Source organism: Aeromicrobium ginsengisoli, assembly GCF_004134905.2.
In the GTDB taxonomy this organism is placed as follows: Bacteria; Actinomycetota; Actinomycetes; order Propionibacteriales; family Nocardioidaceae; genus Aeromicrobium; species Aeromicrobium ginsengisoli.
Window position 1 is genome coordinate 808,633 of the sequence record NZ_SDPQ02000001.1, and the last position, 17,394, is coordinate 826,026.

A 17,394-nucleotide genomic window follows, 5' to 3' on the forward strand; every position below is an offset into this window, starting at 1 on the left:
CTGGATCCGCATGGTGATGGGTAGTTTATCAGCATGACGACTGACGCCGCCAAAGGTTCCTACGTCGAGCCCGGCAAGGGCTACGACCGCGACATGAACTACATCCCCGACCGCATCACGCGTGACGGCCGCGACGGGTGGCCCGTGGAGGCTGGCCGCTACCGGCTGATCGTGGCCCGGGCCTGCCCGTGGGCCAACCGGTCGATCATCGTGCGCCGGCTGCTGGGCCTCGAGGACGCGATCTCGATCGGTTACTGCGGGCCGACGCACGATGAGCGCAGCTGGACGTTCGACCTCGACCCCGGCGGCGTGGACCCGGTGCTCGGCATCGAGCGCCTGCAGCAGGCGTTCTTCAAGCGCTACCCCGACTATCCGCGCGGCATCACGGTCCCGGCGATCGTCGACGTGCCGACGGGCCAGGTCGTGACCAACGACTTCCCGTGGATCACCCACGACTTCTCGACCGAGTGGACCGAGTTCCACCGCGAGGGTGCCCCCGACCTGTGGCCAGACGACGTCCGCGACGAGATGGAGGAGGTCATGCAGCGGATCTTCACCGAGGTCAACAACGGGGTCTACCGCTGCGGCTTCGCCGGCTCACAGACCGCGTACGAGGCGGCGTACGACCGGCTGTTCGCGGCGCTCGACTGGCTCGAGGAACGCCTCGCAACCCGGCGATTCCTCATGGGCGACACGATCACCGAGGCAGACGTGCGCCTGTTCACGACCCTCGCGCGGTTCGACGCGGTCTATCACGGTCACTTCAAGTGCAACCGGCAGAAGCTCGCCGAGATGCCGGTGCTGTGGGCGTACGCGCGTGACCTGTTCCAGACTCCTGGCTTCGGGGAGACGATCGACTTCGACCAGATCAAGACGCACTACTACGTCGTGCACTCCGACATCAATCCGACCGGCATCGTGCCCAAGGGCCCCGAGCCCGAGCTCTGGCTGGCGCCGCACGGCCGCGAAGAGCTCGGCGGACGCCCCTTCGGTGACGGGACGGCGCCGCTACCCGAGCGTTGACACCGGCTGCAGGGGGCCGTCGGGGACGTACGCCCTGCGGCCCGCCAGCGACCGGGGCAGCGCGATCGCGCGCCACTTCTCCTTGCGGGACGCGGCACGATGCAGCGAGTCGATGACGGCACGCAGGTCATCGATGCCATCACCCTCCCGGACCGCCGAGCGAGCGAACCGCGCCCGCTCGACCCGCTGGAGCAGACGGTTGAGCGCCTCGTGGTCGATGCCGTCGCGGGTGCCCAGGCGCGTCGCGAACCCTCGCGGGGTGTCGGTCGGCGAGAACGGGACGCCGAAGTCGCGCGCCGTGTCCTCGAGCTCCCGCCACAAGGGCTCGACCGACGAGGCGGCCCGGCTGAACCGCCAGCGACGCCGGGCCCAGCGGAGCAGCGCCGGTATGCCGACGAGCAGCAGCAGTGCGGCGAACGTGATGAGCGCGGTGCGGGGTGCGGTCTGCGACGACTCCGTGGTCGTGGCGCCGGTGCTGTCGACGTTGTTGGTCTCCTCGCGCACCGCGCCACGAGGGTTGCTGGCGACCTCGCCCTCGTCGGTGTTGGTCGACGGCACGCCCGGCTCGGTGAACGACGTCGCGGAGCCGATGCTCGGCGTGGGCTCGAAGCCCACCCATCCGACACCCGCGAAGTAGATCTCGGTCCAGGCGTGCAGATCGTCCGACGTCGCCTCGTACTGGTTCTGGCCGTCCTTGATCCCGACAACGCTGCCCGGCGCGTAGCCGACCGCGATCCGGGACGGGATGCCGAGGGTCCTGGCCATGACGGCCATGGCCGACGAGAAGTGCACGCAGTAGCCCGACTTCTTCTTCAGGAACTCCGCGATGACGTCGACGCCGTTGCCGTCATAGCCGTCGGCGACCGGCGCGGTCTCGGAGTAGGCGAATCCCCCGTCGTTGCGGAGGTAGTCCTGCAGGGCGACGGCCCGGTCGTACTCGTTCGTGGCGCCCTCGGTGACCTTGCGCGCCGTCTCCTCGATGATCGCCGGCGTCTTGTCGGGAAGCTTGGTCTCCTCCTGCAGGAGCAGGTCGCTCGGGCTGGTCGTGATGGCGCGCACCTGGGTGGCGGTCGGCTGGACGTCGAGACTCGTGACGGAGTACGTCTGACCGCGGGTGTCGTCGTCGGTCGAGATCATCGTGAGGCCGAAACCATCGAGCCACTTGCCCTCGAGCCCCGTGACCTTGGTCATCGGATAGGGCACCGGGAGCATCGTGGTCTTGAGCTGCCGGATCGTGATGGTCGTCGACTCCTTCTCGACCTTGATGGCGGGGTTGTTCTTGAGCGCTTCCTCCCCCTCGGGAGCGGCGAACTGCTGGTTGGTGCCGGGTTTCCAGGTCTTGCCGGTGAAGTTCCGCAGCGTCGCGACCTTGAGATAGGGCGCCTCCGACAGGCCAGTCGTGTAGGTCAGGGCAGTCGTGGTGCCGTTGCGCCGCAGATTCTGGCCGAGCTCGAGCATGGGGTTGATGCCACGGCCGAAGACCGCCGGCGGCGGCTTGCCCCACGACGTCGCGACCGCGCTGACGTCGGGCGAGACCAGCGGGAACGCGATCGAGGCCGCGAGCGCAGCGGTGGCCAGGACGAGGGCCGGGCCGCGTTGGCGGCGGGCGAGCGTACCTCCGAGTGCCGTCCTGGACCGCAGGATCACGAGCCACAGGGCGGCGACCACGACGAACAACCACATCGACGGAGTGTCGCCGGAGATCAGGGCCGGCGTCGCGAACACCGAGAGCATCAGCAGTCCGATGCCCGATGCCGCGTGGCGGCGCTGGAGCAGGACGTCGGCGACGATCACGAGCAGGCCGAACGAGCTGGCGATCACGAGGACGACGGGCTTCGCCGCCGCAACCGGGGCCTGCTCCTCGATGATGATGTCCTGCGCCGCCGACGCCAGGTGGCCCAGCTCGCGGAACGTGTCCCACGTCGGAATGATCCCGATCAGCGTGCCGGGCACGAAGATCCAGGCGAGTGCCAGCAGCTCGACGACGATGGCGATCGGGGCGACCCAGCGCAGACCGACCGCGCGGAGCACGGCGCACGCGAGTCCCGTCAGTGCGGCAACCAGGATCGTCGTGATCCACCAGTCGTTGCCCGTGATGACGCTGCGGAATCCCGACAGCAGCAGGGCGAACGCCACGCCGATGACGATGTGGTCGAACCAGGTGTCACGCGCCGTGCGGTTGTTGACGCGCTGCGTCGACGCCTCAGCCCGCAGCATGCGCACGCGCCCCGTCGAACTCACTCCACAGCTCGCCGATGTCATCCTTGGGGCCGTAGGTCACCACGCGCCAGCGCGCGTCCTCGAGGATGCCCCGCGCCTCGGGCGACGTGTTGGACGTGACCAGTGCCAGCACGGCGCGCGACGTCGCCATGACCTGGGCCCAGTGCTGCGCTCGCTCGACGCTCAATCGGCCCAGCACCATGAACACGGCCCGCTCGGGCGCGACGTGCCGGTCGTTGTCGTGCTCCTCGGGGTCGATCACCGCGAGGTCGACCATGGCGTCCTCGAGCGTGTCCTGCCCGTCGGCGATGAAGCGGTCGATCCCGGTGCCGTTGGACTGCAGCACCACGACGTAGCCGGCCTTGACCAGGTGCGCGGTGATCGAGGCGGTGGCAACGACACACCACTCGAACACCGAGGAGAACTCCCACTGTCCCTGGCGGTCCTTGGCGGTGCCCTGGCTGGTGGGATCGCAGTCGAGCACGACAGCAGCACGCGGTGTGAGCTGTTGCTCTTCCTGTCGGACCATCAGCTCACCGCGGTGGGCCGTGGCCTTCCAGTGGAGCCGCTTCATGGCGTCGCCGGGCAGGTAGCTGCGGGCGATGACGTCGTCCTCACCGAGCCCGACGTGCTGTGGCGCCGGCCGGGTCGCGCCGTCCTCGCTCGTCCCGCGGGGCGCGATGGGCCGCAGGTCGACCCGCTTCGGCAGCACCGTCAGCATCTCGGGGCTGCCGAACTTGTGCCGGCGGAAGACCAGGCCGAAGGGATCCAGGACGTTGACGCGCAACGGCCCGATCGGGTGGCGCCCCCGCCGCAGGCCTTGCAGTGCGTACGAGAAGGACACCCGCGAGTCGGTGCCGTGGCTGCCGCCCAGCGCGGGCAGGATGCCCGAGGCATCGCCCGAGATGCCGTGCGGCAGGTCGTCGGACCACCTGGCCTCGAGGCACGGCAGGACCGAGAGGTTCGTGATGCGTACGGTCGAGCGGGACATCTGGCCGGGCGGCACGACCTGCGGCGCGAACGAGCGCTCGATGCGTACGCGTGAATGCCCCACGAAGACGAAGACGGCGGAGAACAGGACCAGCCCGATCAGCAGCCCCGTGACGTAGAGCAATGCCGGCAACGACAGCATCGGGGCGGCCACGAAGCTCGCCAGACCCGCGATGAGGAACCCGACACCACGCCGCGTGAGCACGACCGAGCTCGCCGCCCGTCTGAGGCGGCCGGCAGAACTCTCGCTCGTCATGATGGTCAGCTCGGCTGGACGGCGCCGGCCGGGACCGGAGTTTCGGCGATGATGCGATCGACGACGTCCTCGACGCTCGAGGCACCCCGCATCGGGATCAACCGGTGCGGCAGCACGACCGGCGCGAGCGCGTCGATGTCGTCGGGCAGGACGTAGTCGCGACCCTGGATCGCCGCGCGGGCCTTGGCCGCGCGTACGAGCTGGAGCGTCGCGCGAGGGCTGGCACCAAGGCGCAGGTCGGCGTCGACACGGGTCGCCTGGGTGATGTTGACGGCGTAGTGCTCGACCGCCGGGGACACGTAGATCGCCCTGGCAGCAGCGATCATCGACTGCACGTCCTCGATCGACGCAACCGACTCGAGGCCGTCGAACGGGTTCTCGGCGTCGCGACCGCGCACCATCGCGAGCTCGGCGTCGGAGTCGGGATAGCCCATAGAGATGCGCGCCATGAAGCGGTCGCGCTGAGCCTCCGGCAGCGCGTACGTGCCCTCCATCTCGTAGGGGTTCTGCGTGGCGACGACCGTGAAGGGACTGGCCAGGACGTACGTCGTACCGTCGACCGTGACCTGACGCTCCTCCATCGCCTCGAGCAGCGCCGACTGGGTCTTGGGCGAGGCGCGGTTGATCTCGTCGCCGATGACGATGTTGGCGAACACCGCGCCGGGCTTGAACTCGAACTCCCGGTCAGCCTGGTTGTAGACCGAGACGCCGGTGATGTCGGACGGCAACAGGTCAGGCGTGAACTGGATGCGTCGCACCGAGCAGCTCACCGACCGGCCCAGGGCCTTGGCGAGGACGGTCTTGCCGACCCCGGGCACATCCTCGATCAAGAGGTGACCTTCGGCGAGAAATACGACCAATGCGGCCTCTGCGGCCTCGGGTTTGCCGTCGATGACCTTCTCGATGTTGGCGAGAATGGCCCGCGCAGCTGTCTCGAACTCCATATGTGATGGTAGTCATATGTCGCCAAATGCGCAGTGGATATTCACCTGCGGCAGGGCATCCATTGCGTGTCCTGGCAGCGCCGTCCCTGGTACGCCCTAGGCGTACGTCCCGCCGGCGGAGCGGCCCTCCGCCTTGGCACGACGTCCCTCCACGACGAGTGCGCCGATGAGGTAGAGCAGCGCCAGCGGCCCGGCGATCGCGGGGACGGCGATCCAGTCGATCCGCTCCTTCGCCGCGTCCCGGCACTGGTCGACCCAGTCACGCGGGTAGGGCAGCTCGCCGCCGTAGAGCGGCTTGCCCTCGAGGGCTCCCATGGCGTTGCCGCAGGTCAGCTCGGTGCCCTTGACGGAGGACGGTGTGATGTCCGACCTCAGCATCCAGACGCCCCAGATCAACGATGCGAGCATGATGAACATCGCGAGGATGGCGAAGTAGCGGCGCATGGCTCATCGTGGCAGGCCCCACCGCCCGGTGGGCCGGATTGCTAGTGTCCGGCCATGGCACGTCTGCTCGTAGTCCATCACTCCCCTACGCCGAACCTGCAGCGGATCACCGATGCGGTCGTCGCGGGCGCATCGGATGACGCCATCGAAGGCGTGGAGGTCGTCGTACGCCCGGCGCTGGAGGCCAACGCCGAGGACGTGCTTGCCGCCGACGGCTACCTGCTCGGGACCTCCGCGAACTTCGGCTACATGAGCGGGGCGCTCAAGCACTTCTTCGACACGATCTTCCTCGAGGCCGGCGGGTCCCTCGCGGAGGACGGCTCCGCGGGCAAGGGCGCCGACGGCAAGAAGCCGTACGGGCTGTGGGTTCACGGCCGCTACGACACCACCGGCGCCGTGCGATCCGTGCAGAGCATCGTGCAGGCGCTGTCGTGGACACAGTCCGCCGAGGTCCTCGAGGTGATGGGTGACGTCACGGGCGCCGACCTCGAAGCAGCACGCGATCTCGGCGGCACGCTCGCCGCGCTGCTGATGGACTGATCGCCGCTTGACGCAGGCGGGACACTGGAGGGGTGACCATGAACGTGCCTGAGGCCCTGCCGACACTGTCCGCCGGCTCCCACGACGCCGACCACGGCGAGGCGTGCGTGATGGAGTACGTCGCCCTGCTCGCCGGTGAGGCGTGGAGCGACCGACCCGAGTGCACCCACCCGATGCTGGCCCACGAGGCCCGCACGACGAACGACCTCCTGCGCGACGGCGACCGTCCGCGTCTGGTGCCGTTGATCGGCCGACTGTTCGGGACGACCGAGGACTCCGCCGAGCTTCGCGCGAGCCTCCGCATCGAGCAGGCGCGCCAGGTCATGGCACTGCTGGAGCCGGGTGCACGCAGCCGGGTCACCGGCGCCGTCGAGCAGGCGGAGTCCTGGCTGCATCGCGACGGCGACTCCACCGACGTACGCCAGGCGATCGACGAGGCGATGGCCTACCCGCGGCACACGGGCGATCTGGACGCCGCGCACACGAGCTTCCACCTCAATGCGTCGCGGGTGTTCGCGTTCGTCATGACGCCTGAGCTCGAGCCCGCCGAGGCGTACGCCGCCAAGGCCCTGGTCGTCGCACACCTCGTCGCGGCCTCGGGCGAGTGCCGCGCCGACTGCGGCAACGAACCGGCACGGGCCCGGCGCATGGTCAAGGACCTGACGCGCCTGATCGACGTGTACGACGAGGTCACCGGGCGAGCGGCGACGCCGCCCACCCAGGTGACCGTGTCAGAGCTGGCCCAGAGCCTCCACTGAGTCCGAGCCGGTGCTCCCCGTCCCGGACAGGACGGCCTCCCTCAGCTTGTCGAGCTTGTTGATGGACTCGACGGCAGTGGCGCTGAAATAGGCCTCCTGCCAGAACGGGTACTTCGCGACGCGGTAGTCAGACTTGAGGTTGGGGCGCGCCTTGAGCAGGGTCTTCTTGAACGACTTGTCGACCGCCTTGTTGTCCCTGACCATCTTGTCGTACTCCTTGCGGAGCTTGCTGGTCGACGGAGCGACCGACTTGATGACGTCGCCATAGTCGCCGATGTTGGCGTAGTAGGACGACAGGTTGGTCTTGAGCGCGGCGCACAGCTCGGCGTACGAGGTCTTTTCGCACGCGCCTCCGCCGAAGTAGCGATTCGAGTAGTAGGCCTTGCTGACCTTGAGTCCCTTGAGGATCAGCTCGACGTACGTGGTCCGTTCCTGGACCGTCGCGGGGAGGCAGGGGCCCTTCGCCGTGGACGGGCAGTAGTAGTTGCCGGCCGTCTGGCCCGGCTTCAGCAGCATGTCCTTGGCCTGCTTGTAGAGCTTCTTGGCACCCGGCGCATCGTCCTTGGTGGAGTTCACCTTGATGTTCCACGCGCAGTCCTTGCGCAGCTGCAGCAACACCTTGTCGGCGGCTCTGGCATAGGCCTTCACAGCCTTCTTGCGCTTGACCGAGTCCTTGATGGCCTGACGCTCGTCGGAGCTCAGGAGCTTGAAGAAGGAGTCCGGCGCCTCCGGGACCGCTGCGGCGTTCTTGGCGGCGGACTCGCGAAGCGTCAGCACTCGGGCGCAGGCAGCCTTCTGCTTCACCAACGACTTCTTGGTCGACGCGTCGCCGAAGTCCCACAGCTCGCTGTTGGCCTCCCCCGGGGCGCCGAGCAGGTCGTTCCGCTGCTTGCTCCAGGCGTCGAGAGCCTTGGCGTAGTCCTCGGCCTTCGCATCGCCCTTGGCCTTGACGCCGTACGCCGCTCCGCCGAGCCCGAGCGCGAGGAAGAGCACCACGGCAAGGGCGACGATCCACTTCCGGCCGATCTTGCGGCGGCGACGAGGAGTGGCTTCGGGCTCAGGAGCGGGCAGGATCGGATCAGACATGGTGCTTCCCAGGGAGTGTCGTCATGAATGGTCGGCGCTGCCCGGACCGACGACTTCCCCGAGACGAGCCGGATCAGTATATGGACGAAATGCGTCAGTGTTTCGCGTTTGACCATTCCAGCAGGCGCTCGACCGGCCACGTCGTGACGATGCGCGATGCCGGCACCTTGTTGGCCGAGGCGCGTTCGGCGCCGTAGTCGAGGAAGTCGAGCTGCCCGGGCGCGTGTGCGTCGGTGTTGATCGCGAAGAGGCAGCCGTAGTCGAGCGCGATCTGGATCAACCGGCTCGGCGGATCGCGACGCTCCGGCCGGGAGTTGATCTCGACCGCGACGTCGAACTTCTCGCAGGCGGCGAACACCATCTCGGGATCGAACCGCGACTGGTCGCGCCCACCGCGCGACCCGGCGACGAGGCGTCCGGTGCAGTGGCCGAGCACGTTGGTGTGCGGGTTGGCGATCGCGGTCACCATCCGCCGGGTCATCAGGTCGCGGTCCATCTTGAGCTTGGAGTGCACGCTCGCGACGACGACATCGAGTCGCCCCAGCATCTCATCGGTCTGGTCCAGCTGGCCGTCGTCGAGGATGTCGACCTCGATGCCGCTGAGCAGCCGCAGGTCGTCGTGCTCGGCATCGACCTCCGCGATGACGTCGAGCTGCTCGGCGAGGCGCTCGGCACTCAGCCCGTTCGCGATCGTCAGCCGCGGCGAGTGATCGGTCACGACCTGGTACTCCCGGCCGCGCCACACCGCCGCCCGGGCCATCTCGGCGATCGACGAGCCTCCATCGGACCAGTTGGAATGGCTGTGCAGGTCGCCACGCAGCTTGGCCCTCAGCTTGGCGCCGCCGACGGCGAGTGGCTTCTCACCTCGCTCGCGCAGATCGGCGAGGTAGCCGGGCACCTCACCGGCCACGGCCTCGGCGATGATCCCGAACGTACGGTCGCCGATGCCCTTGAGGCGTTTGAGGCTGCCGTCCTTCACCTGCTTGGCGAGCTCGTCCGGTGACAGGGGCTCGATCGCGGCGGCAGCCTTGCGGAAGGCCTCGACCCGGTAGGTCTTGGCGAGCTCCCGCTCGAGCCAGAACCCGATCTCCTTCAGCGCCTCGACAGCCTCCATGCGTCCTTCCTAACCTGCCCAGTGCTCAGGTCGCACGAGCACGTCGGGGATCTTGGTGCGTACGTCGCCTCGCGCCGAGTTGACCTGTGTCTGGGTGAGGAACAGGCTGCCGGTCAGGTCCGCCCCACCGAGGTCGGCGTCCCTCAGGTCGGCGCCGATGAGGTCCGCCGCACGGAGATCCGCGTCACGCAGGTCTGCCGCGATGAGCAACGCACCGCGCAGGTTGGCGCCACGGAGGTCGGACGTCGCGAGCTTGGCGCCGATGAGGTCGGCGCCGCGACGCTCGGGCCCGCAGTGCTCGGAGCGTACGAGCTCACTCGTGCGCTGCAGCAACGGATCGACCACCGCTCGGTGAGGAGGAAGATCGAGCGCCGCCAGCGCCCCGGCGTCCGTACGTGCGAGGGCCTCGGTCGCGGCGTACGCGCTCTCGAGGTCTGGGCGCAGCCGCTCGGCGGCCGGGTGGGTGAGCGCCTCGGCGAGGTACCAGAGCATCTCGTGCAGCTGGCGCATGACGGGGAGCGCGGCGAACATCGCGACCGAGATGTCCGGCGCCTCGCGCCAGCTCGTACCGCCGAACGTGTGCTGGGCGACGCGCTGGCCGGCGCCGAAGCAGTCGTACACGGCGGAGCCGCGAAAACCCTCGTCGCGGAGGGAGGCGTGGATCCCGCAGGTGAAGTCGGTCGCAAGGTTGACGCAGGGCTCGCCGGGCCGCTTGTCGACCGGGAAGTCCGCTGACCTCTCGAACGCCAGCGCGACGCAGCACAGCCCGAAACAGCTGCTGCAGTCGGCGACGAGCTCGAGGCGGCGGTCCACGCGGGGGAGCCTAATACGCTGGAGCGATGATCCGCCGGCGCATCGTGGTGCACGGGACTGTGCAAGGCGTCTTCTTCAGGGCATCGTGCCAGCAGGAGGCTGCGAAGCACGGCGTCGCCGGCTGGGTCGCCAACCGCCCGGACGGCGCGGTCGAAGCGACGTTCGAGGGTGAGGACGTGGCTGTCGAGGCGTTGATCGAGTGGAGCCGACAGGGTCCGCCGCGTGCCGAGGTCGACGCCGTTGAGGTGAGCGAAGAAGAACCCGAGGGCCTCCGCGGCTTCGACGTACGGTGAGATCCGCCTCCAGGACAGCCGCATCTGCGAGAGGATCTACTGCACCGGCACATTCCGCCGCTCGATGCGAAGGACCCAGCATGCCCAAGACGCAGTTCACCGTTCACACGACGCTGTCGCCGAGCGAGGTCCTCGGCCTGCTGACCGACTTCGGCCCCGATCGGCCGGAGAAGTGGCCGAGCATCGACGCCGCGCACTTCACGGTGCACGAGCTCGGTGCCACCACGGCCGATGTCACGGAGGGCACGTCAATGGGCTGGGAACGCAGCCACTACGCCTGGGACAGCGCGGCTGGAACGGTGAAGGTCGACACGGTCGAGTCCAACCTGTGGGGACCCGGCAGCGGATGGCTGTACGAGCTCAAGCCGGCAGACGGCGGCACGGACGTCCACGTCGTGCTGACCCGCAAGGCGAGCTCCCTCAAGGGCCGGCTCATCGGCGCCCTCATCCCGGTCGTCGGCGCCAGCGCGCTCGGCAAGCAGTTCACGTCGGTGCTGCGCAAGGCCGAAGCAGCCTGAATTCGACCTTCACCCGTCACCGATGCGCGAGTACATCCACATGTCGCGGCGCGTCTCGCCCACCAACTGCCACGATCGCATCAGGCCCTCACGTTGGAACCCGGCCTTCTCGGCCGTACGGATCGACGCTTCGTTCCACCGTTCGACGTAAAGCTCGAGTCTGGGGATCGACAGATCGGCGATCGCCCATTCAGCCAAGGTGCTCAGGGCACTCGCGGCAAACCCGTGACCGCGATGCTCGGGTCCGATCCAGTAGCCGACCGAAGCTCGCCCGTCCTCACGAAACGTCAGGCCGATGTACCCGACGGCGACGTCGTCAGGTGGCCGCGCAATCGCGAAGGCATAGCCGACGCCGGACGGCTGACGTGTCCTCTGCCGCGCGATGTACGCCTGCGCGCCCGCTGCGTCCGGGGTCGTCGGCACCGTCGTGATGAGCGGGATGAGCGGATCCGTCGACGCAGAGATGACCAGATTTGCGTCTTCGGGTCTGAAGTCGCGCAGCCGGACACCATTTCGCTCAATGAGCGGCTGTGCATGACCCACGGTCAGAAGCCCAGCTTGCGCAGCTGCTTGGGGTCGCGCTGCCACTCCTTGGCGACCTTGACGTGCAGGTCGAGATAGACCGGCGTGCCCAGGAGCTTCTCGATCTGTGAGCGCGAATTGGTGCCGATCTCGCGCAGTCGGGCACCCTGCTTGCCGATGATGATGCCCTTTTGGCTGTCGCGCTCGACGTACACGTTGACGCGTACGTCGATCAGTGGCTTGTCCTCGGGGCGGTCGGGCCGAGGGACCATCTCGTCGACGACGACGGCGATCGAGTGCGGGAGCTCGTCGCGTACGCCTTCGAGCGCCGCCTCGCGGATGATCTCGGCGATCAGCGTCTCCTCGGGCTCATCGGTGAGCTGGCCCTCGGGATAGAGCGCAGGGCCCGCGGGCAGGGTGCCGATCAGCAGGTCGGCGAGCAGGTCGACCTGGTCGTTGGCGACCGCCGAGACCGGGATGATCTCCTGCCACTGCAGGCCCGCGTCGATGCCCGCCTGCTGGATCTGGAGCAGGTGGTCACGCAGCTTGTCGGGCTTGACGAGATCGGTCTTGGTGGCGATCGCGAAGACCGGCTTGCGGCGGATCTGCGCGAGCTCACGGATCAGGAACTTGTCGCCCTCACCCACGGACTCGTTGGCCGGCAGGCACATGCCGATCGTGTCGACCTCGGACCATGTCGACCGGACCAGCGCGTTGAGGCGCTCACCGAGCAGCGTGTGCGGCTTGTGCAGCCCCGGGGTGTCGATCAGGATCAGCTGCGCCGCCTCGCGGTTGACCAGGCCGCGGATCGCGTGGCGGGTGGTCTGCGGCTTGGACGACGTGATGGCGATCTTGCCGCCCACGAGGGCGTTGGTCAGCGTGGACTTGCCGGCATTGGGACGGCCGACGAAGCAGGCGAAGCCCGACTTGAACTCGGTCATGACTCGTGCACCGCCCCGACGGTGCCGCTCGCATCGGCAACGAACACGCTCACACCCGAGCCGGCCAGGTCGCGTACGGCTGCGGTGTCGACGACCTCGGCATCGGTCACGGCCGCCGCGGCCTCGAGCCCCTTGGCACCGGACGACACCGCCATCGCGACGGCGAGGTCGAGCGCCGCCACCTGGAGCGAGTCGAGCGCCACGGTTGATGCCGCGTACGTACGACCGTCGAGGTCGCGCACCGCCGCACCTTCCACGGCGCCGGTGCGGGCCCGCGAGGCACGCGCGAGCGTCACCAGCTTGGCGTCCTCAGGACTGAGTTCCATGGTCCGAACCTCTCGATGCTGTGGTGTCTGCGGGCTGGTCGATGCGGCTCACGTGGACGCGGCCGATGCGGTTGCGTCGCCCCGAAGGGCCCTCGGCCTCGAACCTCAGCCCCTCGACCTCGACGACGCTGCCGCGGATCGGGACCTTGCCGAGGTGCTTGGCCATGAGTCCGCCGACGGAGTCGACGTCCTCATCCTCGATCGGGATGTCGAACAGGTCCTCGAGGTCGTCGACCTCGAACCGCGAGCTGAGCCGCCACGAGCCGTCGGGCAGCTGCTCGCTCTCCTCGGGCTCGGTGTCGTACTCGTCGGTGATCTCGCCGACGATCTCCTCGACGATGTCCTCGATCGTGACCATCCCCGAGGTGCCGCCGAACTCGTCGACGACGATCGCGACGTGGGTGCGCTCGGCCTGCATCTCCTTGAGGAGGTCGTCCGCGTGCTTGGTGTCGGGCACGAACAGGCACGGCCGGGCGATCGACTCGATGCGTTCGGAGGTCTCGGCATCATGCTTGTCGAAGACGCGCTTGGTCACGTCCTTCAGGTAGGCCATCCCCACGATGTCGTCGAGGTTCTCGCCGACGACCGGCATGCGGGAGTAGCCGCTGCGCAACGCCAACGACATTGCCTGCCGCAGGGTCTTGTTGCGCTCGATGAACACCAGGTCGGTGCGGGGCACCATGACCTCGCGGGCGATCGTGTCGCCGAGCTCGAACACCGACTGCAGCATCTTGCCCTCGTCGGACTCGATGACCGAGCTCGCGGCGGCCAGGTCGACAAGCTCTCGCACCTCGACCTCGGAGGCGAACGGGCCCTCGCGGAAGCCCTTGCCGGGTGTGACGGCGTTGCCGAGCAGGATCAGCAGCTGTGGGATGGGGCCGAGCAGACGGGTGAGGCCGATGACCGGAAGTGCCGAGGCGAGCGCGATGGACTCGGCGTGCTGACGGCCGAGCGTACGGGGGCCGACGCCGATCAGGACGAAGCTGACGACGACCATGATGCCGACGGCGATGAGCAGCCGGCTCCACAGCCCGTCGACCTGGTCGGCGACGAACAGCGCGACCAGCACGACGCTCGACGTCTCGGCGACGACGCGCAGGAGCAGCACCGAGTTGAGGTAGGGCGCCGGGTCCTCGAGGATCTGCGCGAGGCGGCCCGCTCCCCCGCGACCCTCGTCCTCGAGCTCCTCGGCGCGGGCCTTGGAGAACGCCGAGATCGCCGCGTCGACGCTGGCCAGCGTGCCCGCGACCAGCGCGAGGACGACCGACACGACGATCGGCGCCCAGCTCATCGTGGGCTCGTCACGGTTGCTCGGGGTCCTTGCCCTCGGCCGCCTGCTGCCACTCGAGCAGGAGCCGGCCCTGGATGCCGAACATCTCCTTGTGCTCCTCGGGCTCGGCGTGGTCGTAGCCGAGGAGGTGCAGGATGCCGTGCACCGTCAGCAGGTCGACCTCGTCCTGCGTCGTGTGACCGGCTGCGGGCGCCTGCTGCTCGGCGACCTGAGGGCACAGGGCGATGTCGCCGAGGTAGCCCTCGGGACTCTCGGCGTCGTCGCGGCCCGGCGTCAGCTCGTCCATCGGGAACGACAGCACGTCGGTCGGCCCCTTCTTGCCCATCCACTGCTCGTTGAGCGTCGCGATCGTGTCGGGGTCGACGAGGCGTACGGTCAGCTCGGTCGCCGGATGGAGGCGCATGCGCCGCATCGTGAAGCGGCACAGCCGGGTCAGGCCGACGACGTCGACGTCGGCGCCGGACTCATTGAGTACGTCGACGTTCATGCGGCTCTGCACCCGCCTCGGCCACGCGGCTGCGCTGGGGCCGGTCGGCCTCGAACGAGTCGTAGGCCGCGACGATGCGGCCGACCAGCTTGTGCCGGACCACATCGTTGGCGGTCAGCTGCGAGAAGTGGATGTCGCGCACGTCGTCGAGGATGTCCTGCACGACGCGGAGGCCGCTCTTGGTGCTGGACGGCAGGTCGACCTGCGTGACGTCACCGGTGACGACGATCTTGGAGCCGAAGCCCAAACGCGTCAGGAACATCTTCATCTGCTCCTGCGTCGTGTTCTGCGCCTCGTCGAGGATGATGAACGCGTCGTTGAGCGTGCGGCCACGCATGTAGGCCAGAGGGGCGACCTCGATGACGCCCGACGTCAGCAGCTTGGGGATCGTCTCGGGGTCGATCATGTCGTGCAGCGCGTCGTAGAGCGGGCGCAGGTAGGGGTCGATCTTCTCGCCGAGCGTGCCGGGCAGGAAGCCGAGGTGCTCACCGGCCTCGACGGCGGGCCGGGTGAGGATGATGCGGGTGACTTCCTTGGCCTGCAGCGCCTGGACGGCCTTGGCCATCGCGAGGTAGGTCTTGCCGGTGCCGGCAGGGCCGATGCCGAACACGATCGTGTGGTTGTCGATCGCGTCGACGTAGCGCTTCTGGTTGACCGTCTTGGGCCGGATCGTGCGCCCGCGGTTGGACAAGATGTTGAGGCTGAGCACCTCGGCCGGCTTCTCCTCGGTCTCGGTGCGCAGCATCGTGATGCTGCGCTCGACCGTCTCGCGAGTGAGGTTCTGGCCCGTGCGCACGATCGTCACGAGCTCGTCAAGCAGCCGCTCGACCATCGCTGCCTCGGCAGGCGATCCGGTCACCGTGATGGTGTTGCCGCGCGCGTGGATGCGCGCCTCGAAGGAGTCTTCGATGAGGCGCAGGAATTCGTCGGCGGGCCCGAGCAGGGCAACTGCCGGAACGCTCGACGGGATCGTGAACGTGTGAGCAGGCGTGGTGTCTTCAGTCATGTGGGATCAAGTGTATTTGATGGGTTCACGCACGTGCACATCTCACGCACGTCGCCCGGATGAAACGGTGCCCGCTCCATCCGAGCGACGTCGCGCTCAAGCGCTCTGCTGTTCCAGCGTCGGATAGTCGGTGTAGCCCTCGGCGCCGCCGCCGTAGAACGTCGAACCATCGGGCTCGTTGAGCTCAGCACCAGTCTTCCAGCGAGTCACGAGGTCGGGATTGGCGATGAACTGTCGACCCACTGCGACCAGGTCGGCGAGGTCTCCGTCGACGATCTCCTGGACCTCATCGAGATCGGTGACGCTCAAGAAGCCCGTGTTCGCGATCACCGGGCCGCCGAAGCGACGGCGAAGATCCTGGAACAGCTCGGTCCGCGGGTCGGCCAGGACGCTCAGGTAGGCCAGGCCCAGCGGGGCAATCGCGTCGATCAACGCGCCGTACGTGGCAGCAACGTCGTCAGGATCGGACTCGACGGCGCCCTGCACGTTGTGGGCGGGCGAGATGCGGATACCGACACGGTCGGCTCCGATGGCGTCGACGACCGCCTTCGTGACCTCGATCGAGAAGCGCGCGCGATTTTCCGGCGATCCCCCGTACTGGTCGGTGCGCTCGTTGGCGGACGGTGCCAGGAACTGGTGCAGCAGGTAGCCGTTGGCAGCGTGCAGCTCGACGCCGTCAAGACCTGCCTCGATCGCCGACTTCGCCGCGTGCACGAACTCCTCGACAACCCCGCTGATCTCGTCGGTCTCGAGCGCCCTCGGGACGACCGAGTCCTTCTCGCCCTCGGCGGTGACGGTCTTCTGGTCGAGCTGGATCGCGCTGGGGGCGACCGATTCGAGGCCGTTCTTGTTGTCAGGGTGTGCGATCCGCCCGACGTGCATCAGCTGGACGACGACTCGACCGCCTTCGGCATGCACCGCATCGGCGACGGCACGCCAGCCCGCGATCTGCTCGGCGGTGTGGATGCCCGGAGTGTTGAGGTAGCCCTGGCCAACGGCGCTGGGCTGAGTGCCCTCGGTGACGATGAGGCCGGCGCCGGCGCGCTGTGCGTAGTAGGTCACTGCGATGTCTTGTGGGACCTGGCCCTCGCCGGCGCGGTTGCGGGTCAGTGGCGCCATGACGAAGCGTTGGGGAAGCTCCCAGCTGCCTACCTTGATCGGCTCGAATACCTCGGGCACGTGAACTCCTTGTCGTGGTGACGAGTGGCCAGTCGGCCAACTACTTCAATGTTCAACAAGGTTGCGGGCCAGGAATTCCCTCGTCGGCTCAGCGAACCGGCTCCGACGCGGTGCCCGCTCCCAGCCAGTGGCGCACGCTGTCCCACGTGCCCGGCAGGTTGGTGTCGACCGTCGCCGCGAGATCGCCGATCGTGACGCCCCGCAGCGAGTCGCGCCACGCACGCTCAGCGGTCGCCATGACCTTGGCGATGCCGCAGGGCACCTTGCACGCCTCGCCCGTGGCCGGCAGCGGCCCTTGCTGCCGGATCTCGGTGCACCGGAACGCCGCCTCGGGGCCGTCGACCGCACGCACCACGTCGTAGACCGTGACCTCCGCCGCCGGCCGCGACAGCTCATAGCCGCCATCACGACCCTCGACCGCATGGATCAACCCTGCCTTGGAGAGGGCCTGCAGATGCTTGGCGAGGTACGTCCTGGAGACACCGTGCAGCTCGGCCAGCCGGTGCGCCGGCACCGGTGCGGTCGCGGTGCTGAGCACGGTGCAGCAGTGCAGGGCCCATTCGACTCCGGCCGACATCTTCATGCCCCCAACTATACCCGGACACGAGTTATCTGAGTATGATCGGGATTACTCGGACAACAT

20 protein-coding genes are annotated in these 17,394 nt (G+C 68.2%); 5 read left to right on the forward strand and 15 right to left on the reverse strand.

What is annotated here, in order from left to right:
* The first annotated feature begins 33 nt into the window (after window positions 1-33).
* Window positions 34-1,023 carry a glutathione S-transferase family protein gene (locus tag ESP70_RS04030; RefSeq protein WP_149688041.1) on the forward strand — a complete coding sequence of 330 codons (990 nt, stop codon included), beginning with the start codon at window positions 34-36 and terminating at the stop codon, window positions 1,021-1,023.
* Here the strand turns inward: ESP70_RS04030 and ESP70_RS04035 are convergent.
* The 4 genes from ESP70_RS04035 to ESP70_RS04050 all read right to left on the reverse strand — a co-directional run bounded on the left by ESP70_RS04035 (window position 1,009) and on the right by ESP70_RS04050 (window position 5,877).
* A complete protein-coding gene (locus ESP70_RS04035; protein WP_188110476.1) occupies window positions 1,009-3,240 on the reverse strand; it encodes a transglutaminase TgpA family protein in 2,232 nt (743 codons plus the stop codon). The two genes, ESP70_RS04030 and ESP70_RS04035, sit on opposite strands and share 15 nt — an antisense overlap.
* On the reverse strand, window positions 3,227-4,489 hold the full coding sequence (locus tag ESP70_RS04040) for a DUF58 domain-containing protein (protein WP_149688043.1): 1,263 nt from the start codon (window positions 4,487-4,489) through the stop codon (window positions 3,227-3,229). The genes ESP70_RS04035 and ESP70_RS04040 overlap by 14 nt, the downstream gene beginning before the upstream one ends.
* Window positions 4,490-4,494: 5 nt before the next feature.
* Entirely contained in the window at window positions 4,495-5,433 is a 939-nt protein-coding gene (locus ESP70_RS04045; protein ID WP_149688044.1) for an AAA family ATPase, read from the reverse strand.
* Between the two features lie 96 nt (window positions 5,434-5,529).
* A complete protein-coding gene (locus ESP70_RS04050) occupies window positions 5,530-5,877 on the reverse strand; it encodes a hypothetical protein (RefSeq protein ID WP_149688045.1) in 348 nt (115 codons plus the stop codon).
* Between the two features lie 54 nt (window positions 5,878-5,931).
* Between ESP70_RS04050 and ESP70_RS04055 the strand changes: the two genes are divergently transcribed.
* Window positions 5,932-6,417: a flavodoxin family protein gene (locus tag ESP70_RS04055; RefSeq protein WP_149688046.1), complete on the forward strand. Its 486-nt coding sequence runs from the start codon at window positions 5,932-5,934 to the stop codon at window positions 6,415-6,417.
* Window positions 6,418-6,455: 38 nt separating this feature from the next.
* Window positions 6,456-7,175 (forward strand): hypothetical protein, encoded by a 720-nt coding sequence (locus tag ESP70_RS04060; protein WP_149688047.1) that lies wholly within the window; start codon window positions 6,456-6,458, stop codon window positions 7,173-7,175.
* Here ESP70_RS04060 and ESP70_RS04065 read toward each other — a convergent pair.
* The 3 genes from ESP70_RS04065 to ESP70_RS04075 all read right to left on the reverse strand — a co-directional run bounded on the left by ESP70_RS04065 (window position 7,149) and on the right by ESP70_RS04075 (window position 10,188).
* The gene (locus tag ESP70_RS04065) at window positions 7,149-8,261 is read right to left on the reverse strand and encodes a hypothetical protein (protein WP_149688048.1); all 1,113 of its coding nucleotides are present in this window, start codon (window positions 8,259-8,261) and stop codon (window positions 7,149-7,151) included. The two genes, ESP70_RS04060 and ESP70_RS04065, sit on opposite strands and share 27 nt — an antisense overlap.
* Window positions 8,262-8,355: 94 nt before the next feature.
* Complete coding sequence (locus ESP70_RS04070; protein WP_149688049.1) at window positions 8,356-9,375, reverse strand: PHP domain-containing protein; 1,020 nt, start codon at window positions 9,373-9,375, stop codon at window positions 8,356-8,358.
* Between the two features lie 9 nt (window positions 9,376-9,384).
* Window positions 9,385-10,188, reverse strand: coding sequence for a pentapeptide repeat-containing protein (locus ESP70_RS04075; protein WP_223148598.1), 804 nt, complete (start codon window positions 10,186-10,188; stop codon window positions 9,385-9,387).
* A gap of 26 nt (window positions 10,189-10,214) precedes the next feature.
* On the opposite strand from ESP70_RS04075, the gene ESP70_RS04080 reads away from it, so the two are divergent.
* Both ESP70_RS04080 and ESP70_RS04085 read left to right on the forward strand, forming a co-directional pair.
* Window positions 10,215-10,481 (forward strand): acylphosphatase, encoded by a 267-nt coding sequence (locus ESP70_RS04080; protein WP_188110477.1) that lies wholly within the window; start codon window positions 10,215-10,217, stop codon window positions 10,479-10,481.
* A gap of 80 nt (window positions 10,482-10,561) precedes the next feature.
* Entirely contained in the window at window positions 10,562-10,999 is a 438-nt protein-coding gene (locus ESP70_RS04085; protein WP_149688051.1) for a hypothetical protein, read from the forward strand.
* A 9-nt stretch (window positions 11,000-11,008) separates the two neighbouring features.
* Here the strand turns inward: ESP70_RS04085 and ESP70_RS04090 are convergent, their stop codons facing one another.
* The 8 genes from ESP70_RS04090 to ESP70_RS04125 all read right to left on the reverse strand — a co-directional run bounded on the left by ESP70_RS04090 (window position 11,009) and on the right by ESP70_RS04125 (window position 17,334).
* Complete coding sequence (locus tag ESP70_RS04090) at window positions 11,009-11,542, reverse strand: GNAT family N-acetyltransferase (RefSeq protein WP_149688052.1); 534 nt, start codon at window positions 11,540-11,542, stop codon at window positions 11,009-11,011.
* Window positions 11,543-11,544: 2 nt separating this feature from the next.
* Window positions 11,545-12,462 (reverse strand): GTPase Era, encoded by a 918-nt coding sequence (gene era / locus ESP70_RS04095; RefSeq protein ID WP_149688053.1) that lies wholly within the window; start codon window positions 12,460-12,462, stop codon window positions 11,545-11,547.
* A complete protein-coding gene (locus tag ESP70_RS04100) occupies window positions 12,459-12,788 on the reverse strand; it encodes a cytidine/deoxycytidylate deaminase family protein (protein ID WP_149688054.1) in 330 nt (109 codons plus the stop codon). The genes era and ESP70_RS04100 overlap by 4 nt, the downstream gene beginning before the upstream one ends.
* Entirely contained in the window at window positions 12,772-14,079 is a 1,308-nt protein-coding gene (locus tag ESP70_RS04105; RefSeq protein WP_149688055.1) for a hemolysin family protein, read from the reverse strand. The genes ESP70_RS04100 and ESP70_RS04105 overlap by 17 nt, the downstream gene beginning before the upstream one ends.
* Window positions 14,080-14,089: 10 nt before the next feature.
* Window positions 14,090-14,566: an rRNA maturation RNase YbeY gene (gene ybeY, locus ESP70_RS04110; protein WP_149688056.1), complete on the reverse strand. Its 477-nt coding sequence runs from the start codon at window positions 14,564-14,566 to the stop codon at window positions 14,090-14,092.
* Entirely contained in the window at window positions 14,544-15,572 is a 1,029-nt protein-coding gene (locus tag ESP70_RS04115; protein WP_056212975.1) for a PhoH family protein, read from the reverse strand. The genes ybeY and ESP70_RS04115 overlap by 23 nt, the downstream gene beginning before the upstream one ends.
* 96 nt (window positions 15,573-15,668) lie before the next feature.
* Window positions 15,669-16,751, reverse strand: a complete 1,083-nt coding sequence (locus ESP70_RS04120) for an alkene reductase (RefSeq protein WP_149688057.1) — start codon at window positions 16,749-16,751, stop codon at window positions 15,669-15,671.
* 88 nt (window positions 16,752-16,839) lie between these two features.
* Window positions 16,840-17,334 carry an RrF2 family transcriptional regulator gene (locus ESP70_RS04125; protein WP_149688058.1) on the reverse strand — a complete coding sequence of 165 codons (495 nt, stop codon included), beginning with the start codon at window positions 17,332-17,334 and terminating at the stop codon, window positions 16,840-16,842.
* Between the last annotated feature and the right edge of the window lie 60 nt (window positions 17,335-17,394).

Bases quoted from the DNA above. Each gene is read 5' to 3' on its own strand.
- ESP70_RS04030 (WP_149688041.1), top strand. From the start codon at position 34: ATGACGACTGACGCCGCCAAAGGTTCCTACGTCGAGCCCGGCAAGGGC.
- ESP70_RS04035 (WP_188110476.1), bottom strand. From the start codon at position 3,240: ATGCTGCGGGCTGAGGCGTCGACGCAGCGCGTCAACAACCGCACGGCG.
- ESP70_RS04040 (WP_149688043.1), bottom strand. From the start codon at position 4,489: ATGACGAGCGAGAGTTCTGCCGGCCGCCTCAGACGGGCGGCGAGCTCG.
- ESP70_RS04045 (WP_149688044.1), bottom strand. From the start codon at position 5,433: ATGGAGTTCGAGACAGCTGCGCGGGCCATTCTCGCCAACATCGAGAAG.
- ESP70_RS04050 (WP_149688045.1), bottom strand. From the start codon at position 5,877: ATGCGCCGCTACTTCGCCATCCTCGCGATGTTCATCATGCTCGCATCG.
- ESP70_RS04055 (WP_149688046.1), top strand. From the start codon at position 5,932: ATGGCACGTCTGCTCGTAGTCCATCACTCCCCTACGCCGAACCTGCAG.
- ESP70_RS04060 (WP_149688047.1), top strand. From the start codon at position 6,456: ATGAACGTGCCTGAGGCCCTGCCGACACTGTCCGCCGGCTCCCACGAC.
- ESP70_RS04065 (WP_149688048.1), bottom strand. From the start codon at position 8,261: ATGTCTGATCCGATCCTGCCCGCTCCTGAGCCCGAAGCCACTCCTCGT.
- ESP70_RS04070 (WP_149688049.1), bottom strand. From the start codon at position 9,375: ATGGAGGCTGTCGAGGCGCTGAAGGAGATCGGGTTCTGGCTCGAGCGG.
- ESP70_RS04080 (WP_188110477.1), top strand. From the start codon at position 10,215: ATGATCCGCCGGCGCATCGTGGTGCACGGGACTGTGCAAGGCGTCTTC.
- ESP70_RS04085 (WP_149688051.1), top strand. From the start codon at position 10,562: ATGCCCAAGACGCAGTTCACCGTTCACACGACGCTGTCGCCGAGCGAG.
- era (WP_149688053.1), bottom strand. From the start codon at position 12,462: ATGACCGAGTTCAAGTCGGGCTTCGCCTGCTTCGTCGGCCGTCCCAAT.
- ESP70_RS04100 (WP_149688054.1), bottom strand. From the start codon at position 12,788: ATGGAACTCAGTCCTGAGGACGCCAAGCTGGTGACGCTCGCGCGTGCC.
- ESP70_RS04105 (WP_149688055.1), bottom strand. From the start codon at position 14,079: ATGAGCTGGGCGCCGATCGTCGTGTCGGTCGTCCTCGCGCTGGTCGCG.
- ybeY (WP_149688056.1), bottom strand. From the start codon at position 14,566: ATGAACGTCGACGTACTCAATGAGTCCGGCGCCGACGTCGACGTCGTC.
- ESP70_RS04115 (WP_056212975.1), bottom strand. From the start codon at position 15,572: ATGACTGAAGACACCACGCCTGCTCACACGTTCACGATCCCGTCGAGC.
- ESP70_RS04125 (WP_149688058.1), bottom strand. From the start codon at position 17,334: ATGAAGATGTCGGCCGGAGTCGAATGGGCCCTGCACTGCTGCACCGTG.